The following is a 21857-nucleotide window of genomic DNA, read 5'->3' as shown; positions in this document are numbered from 1 at the left end:
TCCCGGCCGTCTCAGGCACCGACGGGAATGCGAGGCAGGTCTTCCCAGACCTGGCGAAGTTCCGTGTAGCGGCGGTCGGGCAATCCCGACAGGACTTCAAGGACCTCTGGGCGGGCGCCGACGGCGGCGATGAGCATGTCGTGCTTGCTCACGGCGCCGTTAGCGAACAGTCCTTCCAGTTGGTCGGCGATCTCGATGCGGGTGACCTCTGTGGTCATGGCTCTCCCCAAAGTGTGGATACGTCAGCGCGGCTGTTTCCTGCGGCAGCGCTGTGCAGGTCGGGGCAGCCCGGGCGGGCGGCTCTGGCTCCGTCCCCAGGCGGTGGCCGAGACAACGGGGCGGACACCGCCTGGGGACAGCTTGGAAAGGAGACCGAACTGCGCCGGTCAACAACACTACTCTAACGCAAGGGGAGAGTTGGTTGGCAAGGTTGAAGAGCTGTCGATCAAGAAAGTGCCGCAGTCTTACGCGGCTGCGGCGGTCCCCTCGTTGACGCTGTGTGAGGGTGCGCTGCCGGGCGGGCGGCGCCGTGAAGGGTGGTGCCGCGTCGGCGCGCGGGCCCGGTGCCGGCGCTTTACGGGTGCAGTAGGTGCAGGCGGCCCGGCAGGGCCTGCAGGCGCAGCGGGGCGTGGACGTCGCGGGCCGGAGTGCCGTCGATGTCCAGCCGGTAGGCCCCCCAGGCCCGCTCGAAGCGCACGCGCCGCACTCGCCTGGATCCGAAAGTGTCACCGCTGGCCTCCAGCAGGCCCCCGTCCGTCAGGGTGACACGGAAAGGCTGATCCCCAGGTGCGTTGATCTTCTCGTTGTCCAGGATCAGGCGCACCCTGCCGGGCTGTGGCTGCAGGGAGACGAGCATCGCTTCGCGGGCCGCGATGTCAAAGGCACCTCCGGGCAGGTGAATGCCCAGCACTGGCCGGCGGTGTCCGCCAGGGCTGTCCGAGCCTTCGCCCTGCCATCCGCCTTGCCGCGCGATGAGCAGGGGCAGGCGCCACAGGGCTGCGGCCTTCATGGCGTGCTCGGGCTGTGGGCCGCCGGCATGCAGCAGGACGTCCACGCGGGGGCGCGGGGCTGTGGCGCGCCCGGGTTCGCGGTCGCCCGCGTCGGGCACCAGGTTCAGGTCGGCGGTGTGGACGCCTCGTTCGGCGAGCTTGCTGCGCAGCGTGCGGGCGCGGTCGCGGTCGGCGCGGCTGAAGCCGCGCAGGACGCCGAGTACGGGCTGCTCGGCGGGCAGGGACCGAGCGAGCCGGGCGGCAGCCGTCACCAAGCGCTCCACCTCGGGGTCAACTCTGGTCTCCGTACTGGAAGAGGGCTGGCGGGGCAGCATGCGGACTCCTTGCTCGCTCGGGCATACCGGTTCGACACGCCGACAGCGGCGCCACAAGCCCACTCGTCCGGGACTCGCGTCCGCCCGGCGAGCAAAGCGCGTCCGCGCGGCCGGCGAAGGCGCAGATCCGTCCGTCCCGGAGATCATGCGAGCGCGACCGCACGTCGCAGCGGGCCGTGCTCAGTATCCGAGATCATCCGTGCAACTCTAACCTAACGCGAGAGTCGCTATGCTGTGAAGTGGCCCCTCGTCTGTGGGGCGCCTCTTGCATCCTTACGTCCGGGTAGAGTCGCGAGCGCCGGTTGCGGCATGGGAGACCTGCGGCCGACCACGGTGACCCCGGCTGGTCCTCCACCTGCGAGGCCGGGGCCACCGTCCGGCCTTGCAGCTCGGCGCCCTCTGAAGGCGTCTTGCCGACCTGCGTCAGTCCGCCGCCTGGCGTCGGCTTCCGGAAGACCGGGAGAGGGCACCCGGAATCGACCACCTCATTTCCTGGCTCCCCTGTCCCGTCCAGCAGCACAAGCTCACGCGATGGCGTGCGACCGCCCAGCGCGCGACTCACGCGTGACAGGCTCCCACTCCCGCCGGCTTGCCGCCTGCTCCTGCTGCGACCGGGCGCCCGGCGTCGCCTCACACCTGGCCTTCGCCGTGCAGGCCGTGCATGAGGTCCTCACACCCTCCGGTAACGTCAAGGTATGAGTCATCCGCATCCGGATCTGAAAGCTGCCCCGCCCCTGCCCGAGGGAGGACTGAGGATCGTCGCTCTGGGCGGCCTGGGTGAGATCGGCCGCAACATGACCGTCTTCGAGCACGCGGGCAAACTGCTCGTCGTCGACTGCGGCGTGCTGTTCCCCGAGGAGACCCAGCCCGGAGTGGACGTGATCCTTCCGGACTTCACCTCGATCCGGGACCGCCTCTCCGACGTCGTGGCCATCGTCCTGACCCACGGCCACGAGGACCACATCGGCGGCGTGCCCTATCTGCTGCGCGAGCGGTCCGACATTCCCGTCGTCGGGTCGAAGCTGACGCTGGCGTTCCTGGAGGCCAAGCTCAAGGAGCACGGCATCCGACCGCGTACAGTGCGTGTACGTGAAGGGGACCGCCGGGGGTTCGGTCCCTTCGACTGCGAGTTCGTCGCGGTCAACCACTCCATCCCGGACGGTCTCGCGGTCGCCGTCCGCACTGGTGCGGGATTGGTGCTGCACACGGGCGACTTCAAGATGGACCAGTTCCCCCTGGACGGCCGGATCACCGACCTTCGCGCGTTCGCCCGTCTTGGCGAGGAGGGTGTCGACCTGTTCCTGGTGGATTCCACCAACGCCGAGGTGCCGGGCTTCACCATCTCCGAACGCGATCTGAACCCCGCGATCGAGCAGGTGATGCGGGCCGCGCCCAGGCGGGTCATCGTCTCCAGCTTCGCCAGCCATGTGCACCGCATCCAGCAGGTCCTGGACGCCGCTCACCAGTACGGCCGTAAGGTGGCGTTCGTGGGCCGGTCGATGGTGCGCAACATGGGTATCGCCCGCGAGCTGGGCTACCTCCGCGTCCTACCCGGCCTGGTGGTCAGCACCAAGGAGCTGGAGAAGCTGCCGGACCACAAGGTCACGCTGGTGTGCACGGGTTCGCAGGGTGAGCCGATGGCGGCGCTGTCCCGGATGGCCAACCGCGACCACATGATCCGTATCGGCAAGGGCGACACCGTTCTGCTCGCCAGTTCCCTCATCCCCGGCAACGAGAACGCCATCTACCGTGTCATCAACGGCCTCACCCGGTGGGGCGCCAGTGTCGTCCACAAGGGCAACGCCAAGGTGCACGTCTCCGGACACGCCAGCGCCGGGGAACTCGTGTACTGCTACAACATCGTCAAGCCTCGCAATGTCATGCCCGTACACGGCGAATGGCGCCACCTGCGAGCCAACGGCGACCTGGCCGTCCGCACCGGAGTCGATCCCGACCGGGTCGTCATCGCCGAGGACGGTGTCGTCGTCGACCTCGTCGCCGGCCGCCCCACCATCACCGGCAAGGTGCCCGCTGGCAACGTCTACGTCGATGGCATGGAGGTCGGCGGAGCGACCGAGGCATCGCTCAAGGACCGACTCACCCTCGCGGAAGAGGGGGTCGTCACCGTGGTGGCGATCGTCGACGCCGACACCGGAGCCCTGGCCGAGCCGCCCGACTTCCTGGTCCGCGGTTTCGTCCACGACGACACCACCTTCGAGCCCGTCGTCCCTGTCATCGAGAAGACGCTCGCCAAGGCGGCGGAGGAAGGCGTCGGCGACGCGCGCCAACTCGAACAGCTCATCGCCCGCGCCGTGGCCAACTGGGCCTTCCGCACCCACCGCCGCAGACCTCTCATCCTCCCCGTCATCATCGACGCCTGACCCGAGGCCACGCCCGCCCCCACCACCTGGACTTCTACGCCTCCCATACATCTACGGCGACAGAGGGCGACCGACCGGCACCCCTCGGAAAGGCCGGTGATGGGTGAGATGGACGACGCCTTCGGAGCGGGACGCCCTGGGGGCTGTGTTGACGGCATCCTTGCGGTTGCCGTCGTCGCCCCAGACCTTGCGGACGGTCACGACCCGGCCGAGGAGGTGAGTACCGGCCGCGAAGTCCTGAACGCCGACTGCGGTGACCAGCACGATCAGCAGCAGTCCGAGTGTGTTGGTAATGACGCTGCCGCTCCTCGTAGCGGAAGTGGTTCTCCATGATCGCTGCGATGCCTTCGATGTGGCGGTCGAGCTCCTCGGGCGGCGCAGTCCGGTCGACTGCGGCACGGAGGCCGCCGATCAGGTGGACGATCACCGAGTGATCTTGCTGACGCAACACCGCGCGCAGCTCCCGGTGTTCAGCTTCGACGGCCGGGAACAAGGTGCGGTCTTCGCCGCGATGGTGGCCGTCGAGGGCCGCGCAGAAGCCGTGGCAATACAGCAGCAGTTCACGGGTGGCCGCCTCACCGGGGGTGCCGTCCGCGAGGGATTCGCGGGTCACGGAGAGTGCTTCCCGTAGCCGGTGGTGCACCCTACGGAGTTCTTGGCTCCAGGCGATGAGCCTGGCCGTCTCGCGCTCAGTCACGCGAGAACGAAGGGGGCGACAAGTACATCGTCGGCCACCTTCAGTCCGGCGCCTCTACGACTGACACGGTATGCCACCGGCACGCGACGCTGCCCGCACACTACCGCGCCCGTTGCCCCTCGGCACCGCTGCCGTCCCGCACACAGAGTGCACCTGCGCAACACCTCGGGCGCCACGGATCACCTCCCTCACATGACGGGAGCCGCCTGTTCGGGCACCGCCCCCGTCCCGGCGCCGACAACAGCGAACGGACTCCCGGGGTCCGCCGCGAACTCCAGGAAAGGCGAAAGGCTCCCGCCGTGGGTCAGGTGGAGTTCGTGCATGGCCCTGGTGCAGGCGATGTAGAGCATGCACTTGTCCATCTCGTTGACGTAGTTCACGTCGTCCACGTCCGGGACGATCACTGTGTCGAACTCCAGCCCCTTGGCGATGTGCGCCGAGGTGATGACGGTGCCGGCGCTGAACTCCGTGCTCTCGTAGTCGAAGAAGGTCAGCTCGACGCCCGCTGCCGACAGGGTCCGGTACAGCTCCTCCGCCTGCGTGACGGTCTTGCAGACGATGCCGAGCGAGCGGTACTCGCTCTGCCGGTGCCGCTCGATCAGCGCGAGGATCTCGGCGTCCTGCGCCTTGCGGTCCGCGGCGGCGACGACCTGCGGCGGCAGCCCGTGCCGTTCGATCGGGACGAGCTTGTCGTTGCGTGAGATGTGCTGGGCGAAATCCGTGATCTCGGACGTGGAGCGGTAGCTCTTGCACAGCTCCAGGCAGTCCGCCTCCGGGAAGATGTCGCGGATCACCGGCAGCGACGAGGAACTGAGCGGATTCACCGACTGGTTGGCGTCGCCGAGGATCGTCATCTTGCAGGAGAACAGCTCACGCAGCACCGCGTACTGGACGGGCGTGTAGTCCTGCATCTCGTCCACCAGGAGGTGCCGGATGCGGCCGTAGCCTTCCTGCCGGGACGTCTTGATCACGGTGTACACCAGCGGGAAGACGTCCGCGTACTCGATCTTCTTCCGGCCCAGCGGCTTGAACAGGCCCTTGCGCTCAGGAGCCTGGTAGAACGCCTTGTACAGGGCGAACGCGTCCTTGTGCGGGAACATGGCCCGCACCTGCTTGCGGATGCCGTTGCTGTCCGCCGCCGACCACTTGCCGCCCCTGTCCAGCACCTCCTGCCGCAGCCGGCTCGCGGCGCTCTCGGCGAGAAGGTCCAGCCGGGCGAAGACCGGCAGGCCCCGCGAGGACGCGAAGGCGTCGGCGACCCAGTCTTCCGGAAGCCGTTTGTTCCTCTGCTCGATCTGCCGCGGGGTGAAGTCCTCGTCCCCGCGCGCGGCGAGCCACTCGTCAAGCAATGTGACGAACTCGGGTGTCGCCTTGAAGCGCATCCGTTCGGCCGCCGCGTCGTCCGGCCGGCCGAGCAGTTTGATCACCTGCTCGCTGAAGGTCTCGTACTCCGTCACCCTGGCGAGGAACCGGTCGGCGATCCGCTCGAAGTCGATCTCCGCGATCTGTTCCTCCCCCAGCTCGGGAAGGACGTTGGCGATGTAGTCACCGAAGACCTTGTTGGGAGAAAGGATCATGACGTTGTCTGACGACAGGGAGTCCTTGAAGCGGTAGAGCAGGAACGCCACCCGGTGCAGGGCGATCGATGTCTTTCCGGAGCCCGCGACTCCCTGCAGGATCAGCACCTTCGCCGTCTCGTTGCGGATCACCTCGTTCTGCTCGCGCTGGATCGTCGCGACGATGTTCTTCATCCGGTCGTCGGCGGACTGGCTCAGTTCCCGCTGCAGCACCTCGTCGCCGATGGTCAGCGCGCTGTCGAGCATGTACTCAAGGTGATCGCCCGTGATCTTGTACTGGCGCTTGCCGGTGATCGTCCCGTGGATGGTGCCGGTGGGTGCCTCGAAGTGAGCAACGCCCAGCTCGAAGTCGTAGTACAGGCTGGAGACCGGGGCCCGCCAGTCGTGGATGAGGATCTCCTGGGTGTCCGGATCCGAGAAGTCGTGGACGCCGATGTAGTGGCCCTTGCCCTTCCCGTCGTCCGCCGGGTGGAAGTCGACGCGACCGAAGTAGGGCGACTCCAGGAGGCGCTCGATGTGCCGGCGCACCGTCACGACGCCGTCGCCCACTCCCACGGAGGTGTTGACCTCGGTGCGCATGGCCGCCTTCTCGGCGAAGTCCATGTCACGCCAGTTCTCCCACATGAACTCCTTGTGCTCCTGGATCTCCTTGGCGGTCCGCTCGATGGAGTCACCGAGCCGCTCCCGTTCCCGCTCCAGAAGACGCACCGTCTCAGCCAGGTACTGCCGCTCTTGCTCTTCGTCCCGTGTCTGCAGGTCCGTCAAGGCCATCTCCGGTTCACACATCCGCATCGAATCTACTGTCACGTTAGAGTAGGGTATACGGGCAGGGACAGGCGGGCAGTGCGGGACATCGCCTGGACAAGCGCGCCCTCGCGGCACTGGCCCTGCGGTCGAGCCACGCCTGCGCGCGCGTACGTGTCGGGGTTACGCCATCATCACGCCCATAGCGCTGCAGTCCACCGCCGTCCAGCACAGGCGAAGGAGTGCCCCATGACCGGACGGAGTTTCGAGGCGGACGGGCTCGCCATCCGCAGAGGCTGGTGGCGCACACGGACCCGGGCCGGCAGGCTCCGGATCCGCGGAGCCCGGCTCACGCTCCTGACCAGCTACGGCGTAGAGATCGACAGTGAGCTACTGCCGCGCGTCCGTGCGACGGCGCCCTGGTACGCTCCCGCCGGCTTCGTGCGGCTGGCGCTGGCGGACCGGACGTACTGGGTCCGACTCGGCGCGCAGCAAGCCCCGAGGGCCGTCGAGACCGTGACGTCATGGCGCCAGCGCGCTTAGGGCGCACCGGCTGCGTCGTCGAGACGGCTGATGGCCCTAATGCGCTGGGCGCACCGAACGCCTGGCCCAGGGACCACCGTCCTCCGGCAGAGTCGTACCGGTGGTGCGCAGGCACGCCTGAGCGTGCCCCGGTCCGCTGAACGCGGCGTCCGAAGGATCGGTCCCGGTGAGGATGAGGGCGGTAGCGGAACCGGCGGTCCGCCCCAGCGCCTCCAGGCCGCCTGAAGGCGCTGGGGCGGACCGCCATCGTGGAACGGATCCCTCGGTCAGCCTGGCGCGGTGTCCGTGCGTGGGGTCCTTGCCAGCAGGATGGCGATTACGGAGGCGATCGGCAGGGCGGCGAGCACGACGAGTGCGGGACCGTAGTGCCCGGTGAGGTCGTGGCCGAGGGAGACGGCGAGCGGGCCGAAGGCGCTGGCGGCAATGGTGATGGTGTGGGCGCTGCCGCGGATGGCCCCGAGGTGAGCCGTGCCGAAGTAGCGGGGCAGGGTAGCGGACTCGACGGCGCGCAGCAGGCCGTTCGAGGCACCGAGCAGGATGCCGTACCCGATGGCTGTCCAGCCGGGGGCGACGAAGCGAGCGGCGAGTACGCCGCAGGCCAGGATGCTCATCGCAGCGATGAGCACCACCTTGGGCGGCAGCCGGTCGATGAGAGCGCCGGCGGCGAGAGTGACGACCAGTGCGGCGGCGGTCTGCGGAAGGAAGTTGGCGGCGGCCTCGGCGGCTGTGAGGCCGCGTTCGCCGAGCAGCGCGACCTGATGGAAGTTCAGGCCGGTGGTGAGCATGCTGCTGGCGGCAAGGCAGGCGACCACGGCCCAGAAGATGCCGGTGCGCAGCGCTGCGCGCAGCGGACAGCCCGTCAGAGGCGCGTCGGCCGTGCCGGAGGCGGGTGCAGTGCCCTCGACGTACTGCCCCAGGTCGGCGGGCCGGTTCCGGATGCCGAGCAAGGCGAGCGGAAGGACGACCGCCCAGACCGCGATGCCTTCAATGGCCCATGCCTGACGCCACCCCTCCGCAGCAACCAGGCGTTCGACCACGACCGGCGCGAGGGAAATCCCGGCGGTGCCGATCGCGCTGGTGACGCCCAGGGCCAGGCCCCGGCGCCGGTCGAACCAGTAGGCGACCGTAGTGGTAGCCACCAAGGACAGCGCACCCTGCCCGGCCATGCGGACACCGATGAAGCCGGCGGTGAGACCGACGAGCCCGGTGACGAAGGACAGGCCGAGCAGGATCGCACCGAACGCGGCACCGACGACCGCTATCACGCGGCGGGGGCCGTAGCGGTCGATCGCCCGGCCGACCAGCGGCATCGCACAGGCGCCGACAAGGGTACCGGTCAGGTAGGCGGTGGAGACCTGGGTCCGGCTGACACCGAGATCGTCGATGAGCGGGTCGATGAAGACCGAGACGCCGGTGGTCTGACCGGGCGCGGTCATCGCCATGGCCAGGGCGCAGTAGGCCACCATTCGCCAGCCGTGGAAATGCGCCCCGGACGGGCCGGCGGAGGCGGTCGTGGATTGTGCGGGCGTCTGGGCGGGCTTGACGGTGCGGCTCAGAGCTTCTCCTTCCGGCCGCTTCGTTGTCGGCGGGGAAGCGGCGTTGAATGACACGGACTGGGCCCGAGTCATGGTGGTTGTCCCCGGCCCGACCCGTCGGGGGGAGAGAGACCGCTCCTGTCCAAGTCCGTGATCGGAAAGTGCGGCTCGCCGCGACGGCGACCTCTGGTTGCCGGGCGGAGGCCGTTGCCCGAAGCCTGGCACCGTCCCGGGTCGGTCGTGGCACCCATTACTACGGCAGGATCGCCTCTACCGTGTGCTCGACAGTGAAGGCGAACACGCCGATACTACCCTGACGTGAGGGCAGAGTGGCTGCATCTGACCCTACGAAACACAGGCGAAGCGAGCCGTGGACCTGTGGTTGATGTCATGCACGCGGATCGGCTGCGCACTTCCGAAACATGGCGGATGACAGGAAGAGAGAGCGTAACGATGGGTGAACGGCACATGCAGATCGGTGAGGTGGCCGAGCGGACCGGTTTGTCACTGCGCACCATCCGCCACTACGAGGAAGTGGACCTGGTCATCCCCTCGGCTCGCAGCAAGGGCGGCTTCCGGCTTTACACCGAGTCCGACGTCGAGCGCTTGTTGGCGATCCGCCAAATGAAGCCGCTGGACTTCCCCTTGGAGGAGATGCGGGAACTGCTGCAGCTCATCGACCGACTCGCCGACGCGGGCAAGGCCCCGCCGGAGCGGCACGAACTTGAACGGCCGCGCGAGCGCCTGGACTTCTACCGGAAGGTCGTCGACGCACGCTGCGAGACCTTGCGGACCCGGCTGGAGATGGCCGAAGACTTCGCCGCCACGCTGCGCCACCGGTTTGCACCGGATGATCTCCCAGACCGCTGAGCCTCTGCGGCCGCCACGTCGCCACATCAATGAGGTAACGACCGGCTCGCAGTGGCCTGGCCAGTCAACAGATTCTTCGAGGGCCCCGTCCATCCCCTGGGCTGCGAGGCGGGTATCGCCACCAGGTTCCGGCGGAGGGCTGCGGAAGTCAGCTGTAACGGCCGCGCTCGCGCCGTCCGTGCTGATCACTGCGTTCCAGCACAATCTGCCCATCAGCGGTGCGTTCGGCGGCGTCGACCTCAAACACCCTCTCACTGACGTCGGCGAGTTGGAGCATGAGCTCTCCTGGGCGCTCAGCCGCTGGCGGTCAGGAGCCAAAGGTCCGACCCGGCCTGACAGAGTGGCGTGTAGCAATGGTTGTCGGACAGGCCCGCGGGAACCTTGCCACCTGTGTGCACTGGAGATGTTCGCGAGGGCGCTCTGCCTACCCCAACTCGACGTCGACGAACACGCCGACCCGGGCGGCGCGACGTGACCGGGGCGGCCCAACGGCGGCCTCGGCGCCGTCCCCGAGCAGCGGCTGGCGCAACTTCCGCCACGGCCCGGGAACGGCTGTTGAAAGCAGGCCGACAGTGTCGACGAGCGCTATTACTCTAACGGAAGGTGAGAGTTGCCAGGTAGTCGTGCGCACTCACGGCCGGTGGCAGTGGGTGTTTCTACAGAGGCACGTCGACGCTTACGCGGAAGCCTTCACGTCAAGACAGAGTCGGACCTGTACCCGGCAGTTGTCGACGACGGGCCGAAAGTTCGATCAGTGTCGGCCGCACCACAGGGCAGCCACGTGCACTGCCTGGTGGGGCGACCCAGCCGACACATAAGCAGATCGGTTCGCGGGCGCCAGTTGTGGTCGCCGCCGCGTTGAGGACTTCGGTGCGAAACGCGACTTGTGGCCCGGTCCCGGTGATCGGGCGAGTTAAGGGCACGGCGAACGGCCCGTTGGCGAACGGCTCACTCCAGCTTCGCGGGGACCAGCTTTGGTCGTGCGGCTGAGCCGGGCCGCGAAACCTGCATGACAGGGCAGTGCGGCGGTCTCGCGGGCCACGGCCGGTGGCGGCCTCCAGGGTGGCGTACTCCCGCCCCGCCTCTGTGGCCCGAGGCGGGACCGACGAACACCCCTTGGCCGCCATCTCTAACGTATTGCAAGAGTCAAGAGGTGCACAGAGGGCGTCAACGTGGGACCTTCGAGTTCCAGCCTTGCCCATATGGCAGCATCTGAATGCCGGTGAAGGCCACTGGGCAGGTCTATCGGCACAGCACTCCCCGGCCACCCCTCCATGTCGGGTGCCAGGTGAACGGCACCGACGCGGCAGCCAATCGGCTGAGCGGCATGGTCCTGTCGGCGCCGTCCACCGGGCATGGGGGGCCGACCACTCAGAACACTACTCCTACGTGAGGGTCGAGACTTCGCTCGTATCAAAGTCCCGATCACCACCAGTGCGGCAGCCCTGATCGCGGCCATCGCTAGTACGTCCATCAGTGACACCACGTGAGGGTATGCTGACGTGGGCAGCGCCACGGAAGAGACCGGTGACGCGCTGCCTCGCGGACCGGCGCTCGTATCCCCGTGCGACCCGGTGCCGCGGCCGCACGCCCCGAGGCCAGGCGCCCGCCCGCGCCCCTTGGCCTTGGGGCGTCGGCACCTTCTCGGCTGACCGACCGGTAGAGGCACGCTTTGCGGTGCCCCGTCGGGCACCTGCCGTCAGTGCGGGCGGCGCAGCAGGTCGCCGAGGCCCCGCTCCAGTAGGTGGAAGGCGTGCTCTGCCCTGGACTTCCGGAAGCACAACGATCTCCCACCGTTACTAGACCGCCCCTGGGGCCACTTCTAATGGTGGCAGTCCCAACACGAAGGGAGTCTCTGTGGAACTGACGTGTATCAGCCCCTCCGTCAGAGTGGGCGTACGACAAACCGACGAAAGTCGTTCCTCGAACATTTCGGTGAGGCACGTGGTCAACGGTCAGCAGTAAACCCTGTCCACATTGCCGCCCAGGGAGCCTGGAACACCTGACTCCAGCCCTCTTTGAACGGAGGTCGGGCCGCTTGGCCATAGCCGTGCGTGCCGGGCGGCTCGTCGCCGCGGAGCGGTTGCGGGTTCGCGAAGCCGACACCCTCAAACCCGACACACGACTTGCCTAATGAAGGTTCCGGTTGTCGCCGTGGATGTAGCCGAGCGGCACCGGTCCCACGCGGCGGAGCCGGGCCGCGTAGTCGCGCACCAGGTGCTGCTCGTCCTCGGTGAGCCGGTCCCCGGCCCGTCCCAGGTACTTCTCCGCACCGTCGGCCGCGGCCGCCAACGACGCTGCGGCCTCCGCCCGGTCGCGGGGATCGAGTGCACCGGCTTCGTGGAGCCGGGCGCACAGCATGCCGGCCTGCGCGTGCACGGCTCGCCACGCGGCGGAGGTGAGGCCCATGCCCGGGGCCGGAGCTCCGGGCGCCATGGTGAGCAGCAACGCCAGGTTGTCGGCGCGGCTGTCGAGGAGCTGCGGCGCCCGGCTGTGCCCGAGCGCGGGAACGACGCCTCGGTAGGCCCTGGTCTCACGGGTGAAGAACTTCACCGAGGGCGAGACCTTCACGTACCAGCGGGCCCCGCTAACGCCGGTGAGCTCCCACACCCGGGAGCGGTGCCAGTCGTGTGAGGCGTCGCGTACGGCCACGACCGGCCCGGTTCGCTGCTCCGCCCAGCGTTGCACGGTGGTGGGCAGGGGTTTGGTCTGCGTCACGCCGTGCACCTCGTGCTCGGGTGCGCGGCGTACGAGGAGCGGGAGGTGGAGGGGTCGGCAGCGGCGAGGGATGGTGGCACGAGGTTCTCCTTGAGGGGGCCCGTGCCGCCGGGGCAGGGGGGACGAGCGGGTGAGGCGGATCAGCGGTCCTGCGACAGTTCCAGGAGTTCGGCGAAGGTGCCGCCGGCGTGGACAAGGTCGTCGTACCGGCCTTGCTCGGTGATCCGGCCGTGCTCCATCACGATGATGTGGTCGGCGATCTTGGTGTTCTCTAGGCGGTGGGTGACCACGATCGTGATGCGGTCGGCGGCGATGGCCTTGATCTGCTCGAACATCTGGTGCTCGCCGCGCGGGTCCATCTGGGAGGTGGGCTCGTCCAGGATCAGCAGCCCCGGGCGCCGGTACAGGGCCCTCGAACACGCCACGCGTTGCCACAGTCCGCCGGAGAGCTCCGAGCCACCGAAGACGTCACGGGCCAGAAGAGTGTCCAGGCCCGAGGGGAGGTCCTCGACGGCCTCGCGTAGACCGACCGCGTCGACGGCTTCCCACACGGGGGCGTCGTCGTGGGTGCGGGGCTGGCCGAGGGTGACGTTTTCGCGGACTCGCAGGGGCCACTGCGCGAAGATTTGCGGCACCAGGCCGGTGTCGGCCCAGACGGTGGCGGGGTCCACCTCGGCGAGGTCGGTGCCGTTCCAGGTGACCTTGCCCTTGTCCGGCAGGTAGATCCCGGTGAGCAGCCGGGTGAGGGTGGACTTCCCCGAGCCGTTCGCTCCGACGATCGCGAGGATCTGGCCGCGCCGCAGCGTCAGGGAGACGCCGTCCACGGCCGGCTTGTCCTTGCCGGGGTACTGGTAGACAACCTCATCGAGCTGGATCTCCTGGGTCGGCGCGGCGTGCGCGCGGGAACCGCGCTTGGGGGCGCGGGCGGCGGCGTCGTCGAGGAAGGCCTGCATGTCGCTCAGGTACAGGCTGGTGTGGAAGACCGCAGCGCCGTTGATGACCACCTGGGACAGCGCGGCGAGCGTGGTCTGCACGGCGATGACCGCCGTCGCCGCGACCGCGAGTTCGATCCGCCCGGAGACCGCCAGCCACGCCAGCGCGCCCCAGGTTGCGACGAGGAAGACGCCGCCGGCCAGTGCGGAGAGCAGGGCGATCCGCAGGGTCCGCGGGGCGGCGGCGAGGGTGCGCCGGTCGCACCGGTCGGGCAGGGCGCGGTACCAGTAGATGAGGTAGTCGGTCATCGAGTTGGCGCGGACCTCGTCGCCGTACTTCGACTCGGTCGCCCACCAGCGCATCATGCCGCGCACGTTGCGGTCGGCGATGTTGGCGTAGTGGATCTCGTAGTCGACCCGGGCGGTCAGCACGGCGCCGACGCCGGCCGGCAGCACCGCGAGCAGGAGCGGCGGCAGCATCCACGGGTTCAGCACCGACAGCACTCCGCCGGCGGTGACCATGCGGATCAGCGCGGACAAGAACCGCTGGGCGTCGGTGATCATCACGTGCGTGCGGGTCACCCCCATCTCGGCCGCCTCGTGCCGGTCCGAGAAGCCACCTTCGGCGTATGCGGAGGCCTCGACCCGGCACACCGCCTCGACCAGGGCGGTGTCCGTCTCCGTGGTCAACCGCGGAGTGATCCGCCGCTCGGCGTACGTGGCGACCGCCCCCGCCGCGCGTGCCAGTGCGGCGGCGAGCGCCACCACCATCAGCGCCGGCAGTGCGCCGCGCAGCCGCTCACCGGCAGTGCCGTCTCCGAGGACCGGTGCCATGGCGCGGGCGGTGGCGGCCAGCAGTACGGCGGCCGCGACGCCGGTGATTACCTGGCAGCCGAGGAGGAGCTGCACGGCCCGCCGGTCGGTTCGCCATGACAGCCGTGCGATTCGGCCCAGGACGGCAGGGATCTGCGCGCACATCCGTCGGAAGGAGACCTCGGCGAGCGGGTTGACGGAGTACTGCCCGCTGTACGTGATCTCTGCCGGCGGGGGTGGAGGAGGCGCTGAGTTCTGCTGGTTGTTCGTTGCGGCCGAGGTCAACGTGGTCCCCCTAGACGGTCGCTGCGGCTGGGTCGTGAAGCTCAACGACCCGACATGGATTTCGAACACCTGTGTTTCAGTCGAGCTGGGAACCCCGGAATTGAGCGCGCGGCGGCGGCTGCGGGATGCACCGACCCTTGGCGTCTACGGGTGCAGATACTTCGCGCAGTTGGCCGAAACGCCGAGGCTCATGTCGGGGCCCGCATGTCGAGAGGCCCGGCAGGACAGCGGATGTTCGGCCGGCCCACCCGGCGGGGTCACATGCGGGCGATGTCGAGGGTGACGATGACCGGGAGGTGATCGCTCAGCTGCTGGGTGACGGTGTCGTCGAGTACCTCGAAGGAGTACAGCGCCGGGGCGAGCGCGGGGGAGAGCAGGACATGGTCGGCTCGGTGGTCCCACCTCTACTCCGGACGCAGGTGGCCCGCGGTGCGTGGGATGGGCTGATCGAGGTGGACGGGCGGGTCGACGAAGCCGGCGTGCATGAGCGCGCGGATCGCCCGGCGGTCTGTGCCGCCGTATGAGCCGTCGGGCAGCATGAGGCGGTGCCCGGAGTGCTGGTGCGCCGGGATCAGGTCCCAGTCCTCCGGCTCTTCGTCGTCGGCGCCGGGGGTGTTGAGATCTCCGGCCAGCAGGGTGCGTGCGCCGGCGTGCTCGGTCAGCCACTGGACTTCTGCCAGCCGGTCCTGCGGGCTGAACGGGTCGAGGTGGGTGTGAAGGAGCACGACCGGCTCCCTGACTCCGGTGACGCGCAACCGGGCTCGCAGGACGGTGTGGTGGAAGTTGCCGCATGCACCGTCGGGGGAGGACCCCAGACACTGCACCCGCGGCCACCGGTAGTACGTGACGAGGTGGCATCCGTGACTGCGCGACCGTGCGAGCAGCGGCTGCATCCCCAGCCGTTGCGCGGTTGCGTACACGCGTTCGGAGCCCTTCTGGTCCCAGTGCTTGGCCTCCTGGAGGTTCAGCACGTCCAGGTTCAGGCTGCCCAGCAGGCGGACCTGGTCCTCCCAGCGCTCCTGGCCGCCGTTGAGGAGGTTGTAGCTGCCCACACGCAGCTGCCGGTCCGCCGGTAAGAGGAGTGGCGAGTCAGCCATTCGGCTCGTATCTCACTTTCGCGTAGTTGGATCATGCAGACGCTTCCAGGGACGGCGCCCGCAGGCGTGGGGGCGCCGGGTAGTTGGGTCAGCCAGTTCTCTTCGCCATCCGCGTTCTTGCCGGGCGTGCGGTCGTAGTGCGCGCATGGATGGGGTGGCAGCGGCGCGGAGGGCGCTGCCTTGAGCAGGGAGGGTCTGGGTCGGCCGGGCTGGGGAGGGGAGTGGTCAGGGAGTGAGGACGGTGAAGGCGGCCGCGGGGAATCGGCGCCCGTTGACCTGGAGGGCGATCGAGTAGGCGCCGGGTGTCAGCTTCGCGGTGGCCGTCGACCGCAGCACATGGGCCTTCGTGAGCTGGAGTTCGCTGTGGGGCTCGGCGGTGGCACGCAGCAGGAAGTACACCTTCTCTCGCGGCTTGCCGGTCGGTGTCGTTGACGAGATCACGAACATCACGTGCACGGGGGCGGCCGCCGTGGTGGTCAGCGTGGCGGAGAAGCTGAGCGTGTCGCCGTCGGCGAGCTCGGTGCGCTCCAGAGTGAGGGGCGACAGGTCGATCGGTGCGTCGTGGGCGTAGCCGAGGAAGGCGTACGCAGCCGGCCAGCCCTTCTTCAGCCTGCTCCGCAGGGCCTGCCGGGCGATGAAGGTGAAGTGCTTGTCGGCAGTGCGACCGGAGTCTTTCCAGTGCTGAAGGGTGGCAAGTACCAGGTCCGGCTGCGTATCGGACAGGTCGTGGAGGTGGTTGGCGACCGACGTGCGGACGTAGGTGCTGGAGTCGCTGTAGAGCTGTTCGAGTACGGGCAGTGCCGCGTCAGCCGGCAGGGAGATGCGTGGGGCGCAGGGCAGCAGCGGACGGGTGGCTTCGCTTGCGAGCCGGCGGGTCCGGTAGTCCTCGTCGCGGGCCCAGGCGTCGACCGCCTTCATCGTCTCCTCGGGGAAGTCGTTGAGGAAGTGCCGCGCGGCGACTTCTGCCGAGAAGTACCGGGTGAGACGCGCGAGAGCGGCCAGGGCCTGGTCCAGGTACTCGCCGGTGCGAAGGTAGCGCGCCACGAAATGGGAGTGGGGCGAGTAGGTGTGCAGGCCGAAGTCGTTCGGCACGCCGGCCGCTTCCGGGGTCGGCGGCAGGGAGCGCAGCAGCACGTCGAGGGCCTGGGAGCCGGTGACCGGAAGGTAGGTGTGCAGGCCCTCGCCGGTCCGGGCGATCCGGGCGCCCAGCTCGAGCCGGGGAATGTCCGCCATCACCGACGTCACGAACGCGTCTGCGTCGAACTCGGGGCATGCGGCGTGGACTTCACGGCCGATGCGGGCGATGCGCTCGGCGTTGAGAGCGGTCTCTTTCAGGGGAACCTTCGCGGTCATGGGCACACCCTAGGGCCGGCTACGGGGGCAACCTCGTGTTCTCGCCGCAGGTCATCCGGCGGTATGAACCCGAGGGCTTTCGGCTATCGGACGGCGGCGCGGTACAGCAGCCGGCGGTGGCGGGAGCTGTCGCAGGGGGAGGCGGTGTGGAGGGTGGCGAGGTTGTCCCACACGACCAGGTCGCCCTGCTTCCAACGGTGGCTGTGGACGTAGGGCGCGCTCGTCGTGTGCTCCAGCAGTTCCTCCAGCAGCGCGCGGCTCTCCTGCTCGGCGAGCGCCGTGATGCCGCTGATCACCATGGAGCCGAGCAGCAGGGAGCGGGCGCCGGTTACGGGGTGGGTCAGGACGAGCGGGTGTACGACCTCCGGGCTCGCGGCCAGGCTCCCGGCCGCGATCGACGACTGACCTCCGCTGGCCTGGCTCTGGAGCTCGCCGAGCTGTTCGATGGAGTGCACTGCGCGCATCCCCTCGATCCGCTGTTGCACCGCCGGGGGGAGGCCGGCGTAGGCGCGGGTCGCGTCGGCGAAGCGGGTCTCGCCGCCGCGTTGAGGGGTGATGACCGAGTAGAGCATCGTCGCCGAGGTGAGCTGGGGCTTGAAGCTGTTGTCGGCGTGCCACTCCTCCTCGTTGTCCCCGTCGTAGACGCCGACGTGCTTGCCGGCCTCGACGATGTTGCTGATGACGGTCAGGCCAGGGAAGCCCCCGACGGCGTACCGGCGGTCGACGCTGGTGTCCACCGTCCCGAAACAGGAGGCGACGGTCAGCAGGTCGGCGTGGGTCAGGTGCTGGCCGGGCACGATCAGCAGCCGGTGCTGATGCAGGGCCGCCGCCAGCTGGGGCGCGAGGCTCTCGGCGTGGATGGCGAGGTTGGCGTCGACGACGGCGCCGAAGCCGTTCTCGTCGAGCGGGCGCAGCGACAGGTCCATCGCTACTCCTTCCGGACGGTGACCTGGTGGTCAGAACTGGAGCGAGGGCTGGAAGACGCTGATGTCCTTGACGCCGGAGGCGGCCATGCACAGCCGCTCGATGCCGATGCCGAGTCCGACGCTGGTGGCCGGCACGCGTCCCGAGTCGATCGCCTCCCTGGCCAGGGCCTGCTCGTCGTCGTACAGGTCCACCGCGCGGGCCCGGTCGACGAACGCGGCTCCGTCGGGCTCGTCCTCGTAGCCGTGGACGACCTCGATGCCGTCGACCAGGACCTCGAAGCGGTTGAGGACGGTCGTGGTGCCGGGTGCCAGGCGGGCGCACGGCTCGTCCCCGCCGACCGGGTACTCGGTCAGGAACAGCGCGGCGCCGGTGCTCTGGACCTCCACCTCGCGTTCCACGTACTGCCCGAGCACTGTCTTGAACGGCACGTCCGCGCTCATGCCCAGGTGGGCGGCCATTTGGGCGGGCAGGTCCCCGAGGGGCTCGCGGCGCAGGTCGGTGCCGAACTGGTCGCGGACGTGGCCGGCGACGGACACGCGCTGCAGGGCGTACGGGAGGTGCGGGCTGATCAGCCTCTCGGCGAGCGTCAGGAGGAAGTCGAAGTCCTCACCGGCGGCGTAGAGGTCGAGCATCTGGAACTCGGGCGCGTGCAGTTCGTCGGGCTTCTCGGGGCGGAAGCACGCACCGATCTCGAAGATGCGCCGGTGGTGCTCCAGGTTCACGCGCAGGGCCGGGCCGATCATCGCCCGCAGGAACCGTCCGCCGTCGTGGTCCACCGGCAGACGGCGCCCCGGACCGAGGTCGGCTCTGCGCATGGTCGGGGTGGTCACCTCGACGAAGGCCTCGGCGCGGAGGGTGTCCCGCAGGCTGAACAGCAGGTCGGACCTCATGACGACGGGGTTGAGCACGGGTACTCCTCAAGGCGGTGTTTTCGGGCGGAGTTCGCGGGAAGCCGGGCCCCACAGCGAGCTGTCGTTCGGGTCCTCGGCGGGGCCACAAAGTAGCCGCGCCCGCACGAGCAGCAGAAGCCCTCCCGCCTGCCCTCCCGCGTCCAACGGGCCCATAAAGAGGCCCGTCCAGGGACAGAGTTCTGTGTTCTCGCAGGTCAACCGGGGTGTGCGCGCAACGGTGACGCAACGGTCCCGTGCAACCGACGCAACGGCCAGAGCCGTTGCGGCCCTCCTCGGTCGAGTCCTAGCGTGACTGGCCAAGCGCCCGGCGTGACCGCCACGCAGCGCTCCTCCACAGGTGGAGGAGACGTGCTCCGGCGCGACCCCTCCACTGGCGTGCGCCCACACCACGGCGTGCCGAGCCGACGGTTCAGCACCTCACCCGACCGGCGGCCCGGCAGTTCCATAACCCGATCACCCGGACTCGCGGATCACCCGCGACCGAGCAGGGAGAACTCGATGACCGCTTCCGCTGGAATGACCCCGGACACCGGCCTGAAGGCCGGCATGCGGCCGGACGCTGCGGACCTGAAGCTCGGGATGCGCCCCGACGCCGCCGTGCTGAAGGCCGGCATGCGGCCGGACGCTGCGGACCTGAAGCTCGGGATGCGCCCCGACGCCCCCGCGCTGAAGGCCGGCATGCGGCCGGACAGCGCCCTCGTCGCCGCCTGACACGCGGCTGATCCACCCCTTCGTCGTGCTCCGGCGCGCCTGCCCAACGGCAGGTTGCCCGTGCTGCCTGCCCCTCGGGTGGCGTGCCGGAGCCCGGCCTCCTTTCATCCGCACCACGTCGACTGGAGAACCTGATGGGCAGCCCCGCCGCCGGCAGGACCCGCAACGGCACCGGAGCCTCCGGCCCTGTGCGCAAGGCCCTCGGGCAGCAGCTCATCGCCGACCTGGAGAAGCTCTGCGGGCGCCCGGCCATCGGCCTGTGGGACGTCGCCTGGGACCTCATGGGGATCGCCGCCGCAGCGATCGCGGGCCACCTCATCGGTCACGTCGTCGGCCCTCTGTTCGCCGTCTGCTACATCGGAGTGCGCCAGCGCCACCTGTCCAATCTCGGCCATGAGTGCGTGCACTCCAAGCTCATGGCCACCCGCCGCGCCAACCGGATCGTCGGCTACCTGTTGACCGGCCTGCTCGGCGAAGGCTTCGAGCCCTACCGCAGCAGCCACTACGTCCACCACGCCAAGCTCGGCTCGGACGACGACCCGATGTTCCAGTCTTACCGCGCCGGCAACATTCGTGCCGCGGGCCGAGCGCCCAGCCGCCGCGCCTTCGTCCTACAGGTCATCGTGCGCAACGCCCTGTGGCGGCTGCCGAAGACCGCGGTACAGACCCTTCTCACCCGCGCGCCGGGGGAGACCTGGCGGGCCCTGGCCACCCGGGCCGTGCTGTGGGCCAGCGTCGTCGCCGCGCTGTGGCCCGTGGGCGGCGTGCCCTACCTTCTGCTCTACTGGCTGCTCCCCCTCGTCCTGGTGCGGCCCGTCGTCACCTGGATCACCGATCTCGGCAACCACGCCGGGCTGATCGAGAACGACGATGTCCTCCTGCAGACCCGGGGCTGGACCTCCCACTGGCTCACCCGGCACCTGCTCGGCGGCCACCTGGACGACATGTTCCACCCCATCCACCACTGGTGCCCGCAGATCCCCTGGCGGCGCCTGCCCGAGGCCCGCGCCCTTGCCGCGCAGCACCTGCCGCGCTTCGGCGAAGTGCCGTGGTGCTCCGGCTACTTCTTCAGGCGCCGCGCCACCCCGGACCAGCCGTGCGTGATCGAGGACATCATCACCCGGCTCGCCGCTGCCCCCGGCGCCGCCTGCACCCCGCGCCGGCACGCCTCGGCCGCCTGACCTCGTCCTCGCCCGACCTCGAACCCCGTACGGCACCGCCCACCCCGGCCGCGCACCCGCGCGCCGGAGACAGGGGCCCGCCGTCGCCCGCCGCCGAGGAGGCGGCCCACCATGCCCCAGCCCGCGCCCGCCTCGCCGCCGGCCCTGAACAGCTTCGACGAATTCACCCGGCTCGACGAAGTCCTCCTCGGCCGCGCCGAGCACTACGACGCCCACCACACCGACACCTCGTGGCGGCTGTTCTTCTACGACAACGTCGCCCCCGTCCTCGGTCAGCACACCAGCCCGTCGGGGGAGGAACTCCTCCCGATCCCCACCCAGCTGGTCGACGAGCTCAACGAGGACATCGCCGGCCTGGCCGAGGCCCTGACCGGATGCGGGGTGCAGGTCCTGCGGCCCGCGGCGCCCGGCAAGGACATCGACATCCGCTCCCCGCACTGGGACGCCAGGGCCACCCCGCCGCTCAACGTCCGCGACCAGACCATCGTCCTCGGCAACACCATCGTGGAGACCGCGCCCCACGTCCGCGCCCGCATCTTCGAGAACGACCTGCTCAAGCCCGCCTTCTACCGCTACTACCAGGACGGGGCGAACTGGCTGAGCATGCCGCGCCCGGCCCTGGCCCGCGACTCCCTGGACACCGCCTACTTCACCCGCCAGAACCTGGACGTCCGCCGCGCCACCGACGGCGAGAGCGCCGGCGCGATCGAGGGCCTGGGCCTGGAGATGGTCTTCGACGGCGCGCAGTGCATGCGCCTGGGCCGCGACGTCCTGGTCAACGTCGCCAACCACAATCACGAACTCGCCCTGCGCTGGCTAAGGGACAACATCCGCGACCTGCGGTTCCACCGCCTGGACGCCATGGCCGACAACCACATCGACAGCGTCCTGGTCCCGCTGCGTCCCGGCCTGATGCTGCTGCGCTCCCCGGCCTACCTGAAGTACCTGCCCAAGGCCATGCAGTCCTGGGATGTGATCTACGCCCCCGAGACCGACGACAGCAACTTCCCGGACTACAGCGACCTGGGCTTCGTCATCCCCATCGGCAGCCGGTACATGGACATCAACCTGCTGTCCGTCGACGAGAACACCGTCGTCGTCAACTCCCTGTACCCCGAGCTGATCGAGGTCCTGGAGCGCCGGGGGTTCACCGTCGTCCCGGTCCGTCACCGCCACCGGCGGCTGTTCGGCGGCGGCTTCCACTGCTTCACCCTCGACACCGTCCGCCGCGGCGGCCCCGAGGACTACCTCAGCTGAG

The 21857-nt window shown here is 69.3% G+C and carries 18 protein-coding genes; 6 read left to right on the top strand and 12 right to left on the bottom strand.

What is annotated here, in order from left to right; genetic code table 11:
- Window positions 1-11: 11 nt before the first annotated feature.
- Together ACGFYH_RS30100 and ACGFYH_RS30095 are read right to left on the bottom strand one after the other, a co-directional pair.
- Entirely contained in the window at window positions 12-218 is a 207-nt protein-coding gene (locus ACGFYH_RS30100; protein ID WP_393806334.1) for a hypothetical protein, read from the bottom strand.
- A gap of 356 nt (window positions 219-574) precedes the next feature.
- On the bottom strand, window positions 575-1324 hold the full coding sequence (locus tag ACGFYH_RS30095) for a hypothetical protein (RefSeq protein WP_393806333.1): 750 nt from the start codon (window positions 1322-1324) through the stop codon (window positions 575-577).
- 695 nt (window positions 1325-2019) lie between these two features.
- Between ACGFYH_RS30095 and ACGFYH_RS30090 the strand changes: the two genes are divergently transcribed.
- Window positions 2020-3705 (top strand): ribonuclease J, encoded by a 1686-nt coding sequence (locus ACGFYH_RS30090; RefSeq protein ID WP_393806332.1) that lies wholly within the window; start codon window positions 2020-2022, stop codon window positions 3703-3705.
- Between the two features lie 34 nt (window positions 3706-3739).
- Here the strand turns inward: ACGFYH_RS30090 and ACGFYH_RS30085 are convergent, their stop codons facing one another.
- Entirely contained in the window at window positions 3740-4318 is a 579-nt protein-coding gene (locus ACGFYH_RS30085; protein ID WP_393806331.1) for a hemerythrin domain-containing protein, read from the bottom strand.
- 272 nt (window positions 4319-4590) lie between these two features.
- Window positions 4591-6744, bottom strand: coding sequence for a HelD family protein (locus ACGFYH_RS30080; protein ID WP_393806330.1), 2154 nt, complete (start codon window positions 6742-6744; stop codon window positions 4591-4593).
- A gap of 228 nt (window positions 6745-6972) precedes the next feature.
- Here ACGFYH_RS30080 and ACGFYH_RS30075 point away from each other — a divergent pair, with 228 nt between their 5' ends.
- A complete protein-coding gene (locus ACGFYH_RS30075; RefSeq protein ID WP_393806329.1) occupies window positions 6973-7266 on the top strand; it encodes a hypothetical protein in 294 nt (97 codons plus the stop codon).
- A gap of 266 nt (window positions 7267-7532) precedes the next feature.
- On the opposite strand, the gene ACGFYH_RS30070 is transcribed toward ACGFYH_RS30075, so the two are convergent.
- Window positions 7533-8732 carry an MFS transporter gene (locus tag ACGFYH_RS30070; RefSeq protein WP_393806328.1) on the bottom strand — a complete coding sequence of 400 codons (1200 nt, stop codon included), beginning with the start codon at window positions 8730-8732 and terminating at the stop codon, window positions 7533-7535.
- 522 nt (window positions 8733-9254) lie between these two features.
- Between ACGFYH_RS30070 and ACGFYH_RS30065 the strand changes: the two genes are divergently transcribed.
- Window positions 9255-9671 carry a MerR family transcriptional regulator gene (locus ACGFYH_RS30065; RefSeq protein WP_393806327.1) on the top strand — a complete coding sequence of 139 codons (417 nt, stop codon included), beginning with the start codon at window positions 9255-9257 and terminating at the stop codon, window positions 9669-9671.
- 148 nt (window positions 9672-9819) lie between these two features.
- On the opposite strand, the gene ACGFYH_RS30060 is transcribed toward ACGFYH_RS30065, so the two are convergent.
- The 7 genes from ACGFYH_RS30060 to ACGFYH_RS30030 form a co-directional block, all read right to left on the bottom strand.
- Window positions 9820-9948 carry a hypothetical protein gene (locus ACGFYH_RS30060; protein ID WP_393806326.1) on the bottom strand — a complete coding sequence of 43 codons (129 nt, stop codon included), beginning with the start codon at window positions 9946-9948 and terminating at the stop codon, window positions 9820-9822.
- A 1853-nt stretch (window positions 9949-11801) separates the two neighbouring features.
- The gene (locus tag ACGFYH_RS30055) at window positions 11802-12389 is read right to left on the bottom strand and encodes an aminoglycoside phosphotransferase (protein ID WP_393806325.1); all 588 of its coding nucleotides are present in this window, start codon (window positions 12387-12389) and stop codon (window positions 11802-11804) included.
- A gap of 140 nt (window positions 12390-12529) precedes the next feature.
- Window positions 12530-14419 (bottom strand): ATP-binding cassette domain-containing protein, encoded by a 1890-nt coding sequence (locus tag ACGFYH_RS30050; protein WP_393806324.1) that lies wholly within the window; start codon window positions 14417-14419, stop codon window positions 12530-12532.
- A gap of 404 nt (window positions 14420-14823) precedes the next feature.
- The gene (locus ACGFYH_RS30045) at window positions 14824-15516 is read right to left on the bottom strand and encodes an endonuclease/exonuclease/phosphatase family protein (RefSeq protein ID WP_393806323.1); all 693 of its coding nucleotides are present in this window, start codon (window positions 15514-15516) and stop codon (window positions 14824-14826) included.
- 225 nt (window positions 15517-15741) lie between these two features.
- Window positions 15742-16869 carry a DNA alkylation repair protein gene (locus tag ACGFYH_RS30040; protein WP_393806322.1) on the bottom strand — a complete coding sequence of 376 codons (1128 nt, stop codon included), beginning with the start codon at window positions 16867-16869 and terminating at the stop codon, window positions 15742-15744.
- Between the two features lie 83 nt (window positions 16870-16952).
- Window positions 16953-17795 carry a TauD/TfdA dioxygenase family protein gene (locus tag ACGFYH_RS30035; protein WP_393806321.1) on the bottom strand — a complete coding sequence of 281 codons (843 nt, stop codon included), beginning with the start codon at window positions 17793-17795 and terminating at the stop codon, window positions 16953-16955.
- Between the two features lie 30 nt (window positions 17796-17825).
- Window positions 17826-18704 (bottom strand): amino acid--tRNA ligase-related protein, encoded by an 879-nt coding sequence (locus ACGFYH_RS30030; RefSeq protein ID WP_393806320.1) that lies wholly within the window; start codon window positions 18702-18704, stop codon window positions 17826-17828.
- A 501-nt stretch (window positions 18705-19205) separates the two neighbouring features.
- On the opposite strand from ACGFYH_RS30030, the gene ACGFYH_RS30025 reads away from it, so the two are divergent.
- The 3 genes from ACGFYH_RS30025 (at window position 19206) to ACGFYH_RS30015 (ending at window position 21856) form a co-directional block, all read left to right on the top strand.
- Window positions 19206-19418, top strand: coding sequence for a hypothetical protein (locus tag ACGFYH_RS30025; RefSeq protein WP_393806319.1), 213 nt, complete (start codon window positions 19206-19208; stop codon window positions 19416-19418).
- A gap of 134 nt (window positions 19419-19552) precedes the next feature.
- On the top strand, window positions 19553-20599 hold the full coding sequence (locus ACGFYH_RS30020) for a fatty acid desaturase family protein (protein WP_393806318.1): 1047 nt from the start codon (window positions 19553-19555) through the stop codon (window positions 20597-20599).
- A 111-nt stretch (window positions 20600-20710) separates the two neighbouring features.
- Window positions 20711-21856: an inosamine-phosphate amidinotransferase 1 gene (locus tag ACGFYH_RS30015; protein ID WP_393806317.1), complete on the top strand. Its 1146-nt coding sequence runs from the start codon at window positions 20711-20713 to the stop codon at window positions 21854-21856.
- The last annotated feature ends 1 nt before the right edge of the window (window position 21857 follow it).

Origin of the sequence: Streptomyces sp. NPDC048392, assembly GCF_043200575.1 — a bacterium.
In the GTDB taxonomy this organism is placed as follows: Bacteria; Actinomycetota; Actinomycetes; order Streptomycetales; family Streptomycetaceae; genus Streptomyces.
The sequence above is the reverse complement of the archived record's forward strand: the minus strand, read 5'-3'. Positions and strand labels throughout refer to the sequence as shown.

Excerpts from the sequence above, each read along its gene's own strand:
- ACGFYH_RS30100 (WP_393806334.1), bottom strand. The coding sequence starts at position 218 with ATGACCACAGAGGTCACCCGCATCGAGATCGCCGACCAACTGGAAGGA.
- ACGFYH_RS30095 (WP_393806333.1), bottom strand. The coding sequence starts at position 1,324 with ATGCTGCCCCGCCAGCCCTCTTCCAGTACGGAGACCAGAGTTGACCCC.
- ACGFYH_RS30090 (WP_393806332.1), top strand. The coding sequence starts at position 2,020 with ATGAGTCATCCGCATCCGGATCTGAAAGCTGCCCCGCCCCTGCCCGAG.
- ACGFYH_RS30075 (WP_393806329.1), top strand. The coding sequence starts at position 6,973 with ATGACCGGACGGAGTTTCGAGGCGGACGGGCTCGCCATCCGCAGAGGC.
- ACGFYH_RS30070 (WP_393806328.1), bottom strand. The coding sequence starts at position 8,732 with ATGGTGGCCTACTGCGCCCTGGCCATGGCGATGACCGCGCCCGGTCAG.
- ACGFYH_RS30065 (WP_393806327.1), top strand. The coding sequence starts at position 9,255 with ATGGGTGAACGGCACATGCAGATCGGTGAGGTGGCCGAGCGGACCGGT.
- ACGFYH_RS30060 (WP_393806326.1), bottom strand. The coding sequence starts at position 9,948 with ATGCTCCAACTCGCCGACGTCAGTGAGAGGGTGTTTGAGGTCGACGCC.
- ACGFYH_RS30045 (WP_393806323.1), bottom strand. The coding sequence starts at position 15,516 with ATGGCTGACTCGCCACTCCTCTTACCGGCGGACCGGCAGCTGCGTGTG.
- ACGFYH_RS30040 (WP_393806322.1), bottom strand. The coding sequence starts at position 16,869 with ATGACCGCGAAGGTTCCCCTGAAAGAGACCGCTCTCAACGCCGAGCGC.
- ACGFYH_RS30035 (WP_393806321.1), bottom strand. The coding sequence starts at position 17,795 with ATGGACCTGTCGCTGCGCCCGCTCGACGAGAACGGCTTCGGCGCCGTC.
- ACGFYH_RS30025 (WP_393806319.1), top strand. The coding sequence starts at position 19,206 with ATGACCGCTTCCGCTGGAATGACCCCGGACACCGGCCTGAAGGCCGGC.
- ACGFYH_RS30020 (WP_393806318.1), top strand. The coding sequence starts at position 19,553 with ATGGGCAGCCCCGCCGCCGGCAGGACCCGCAACGGCACCGGAGCCTCC.
- ACGFYH_RS30015 (WP_393806317.1), top strand. The coding sequence starts at position 20,711 with ATGCCCCAGCCCGCGCCCGCCTCGCCGCCGGCCCTGAACAGCTTCGAC.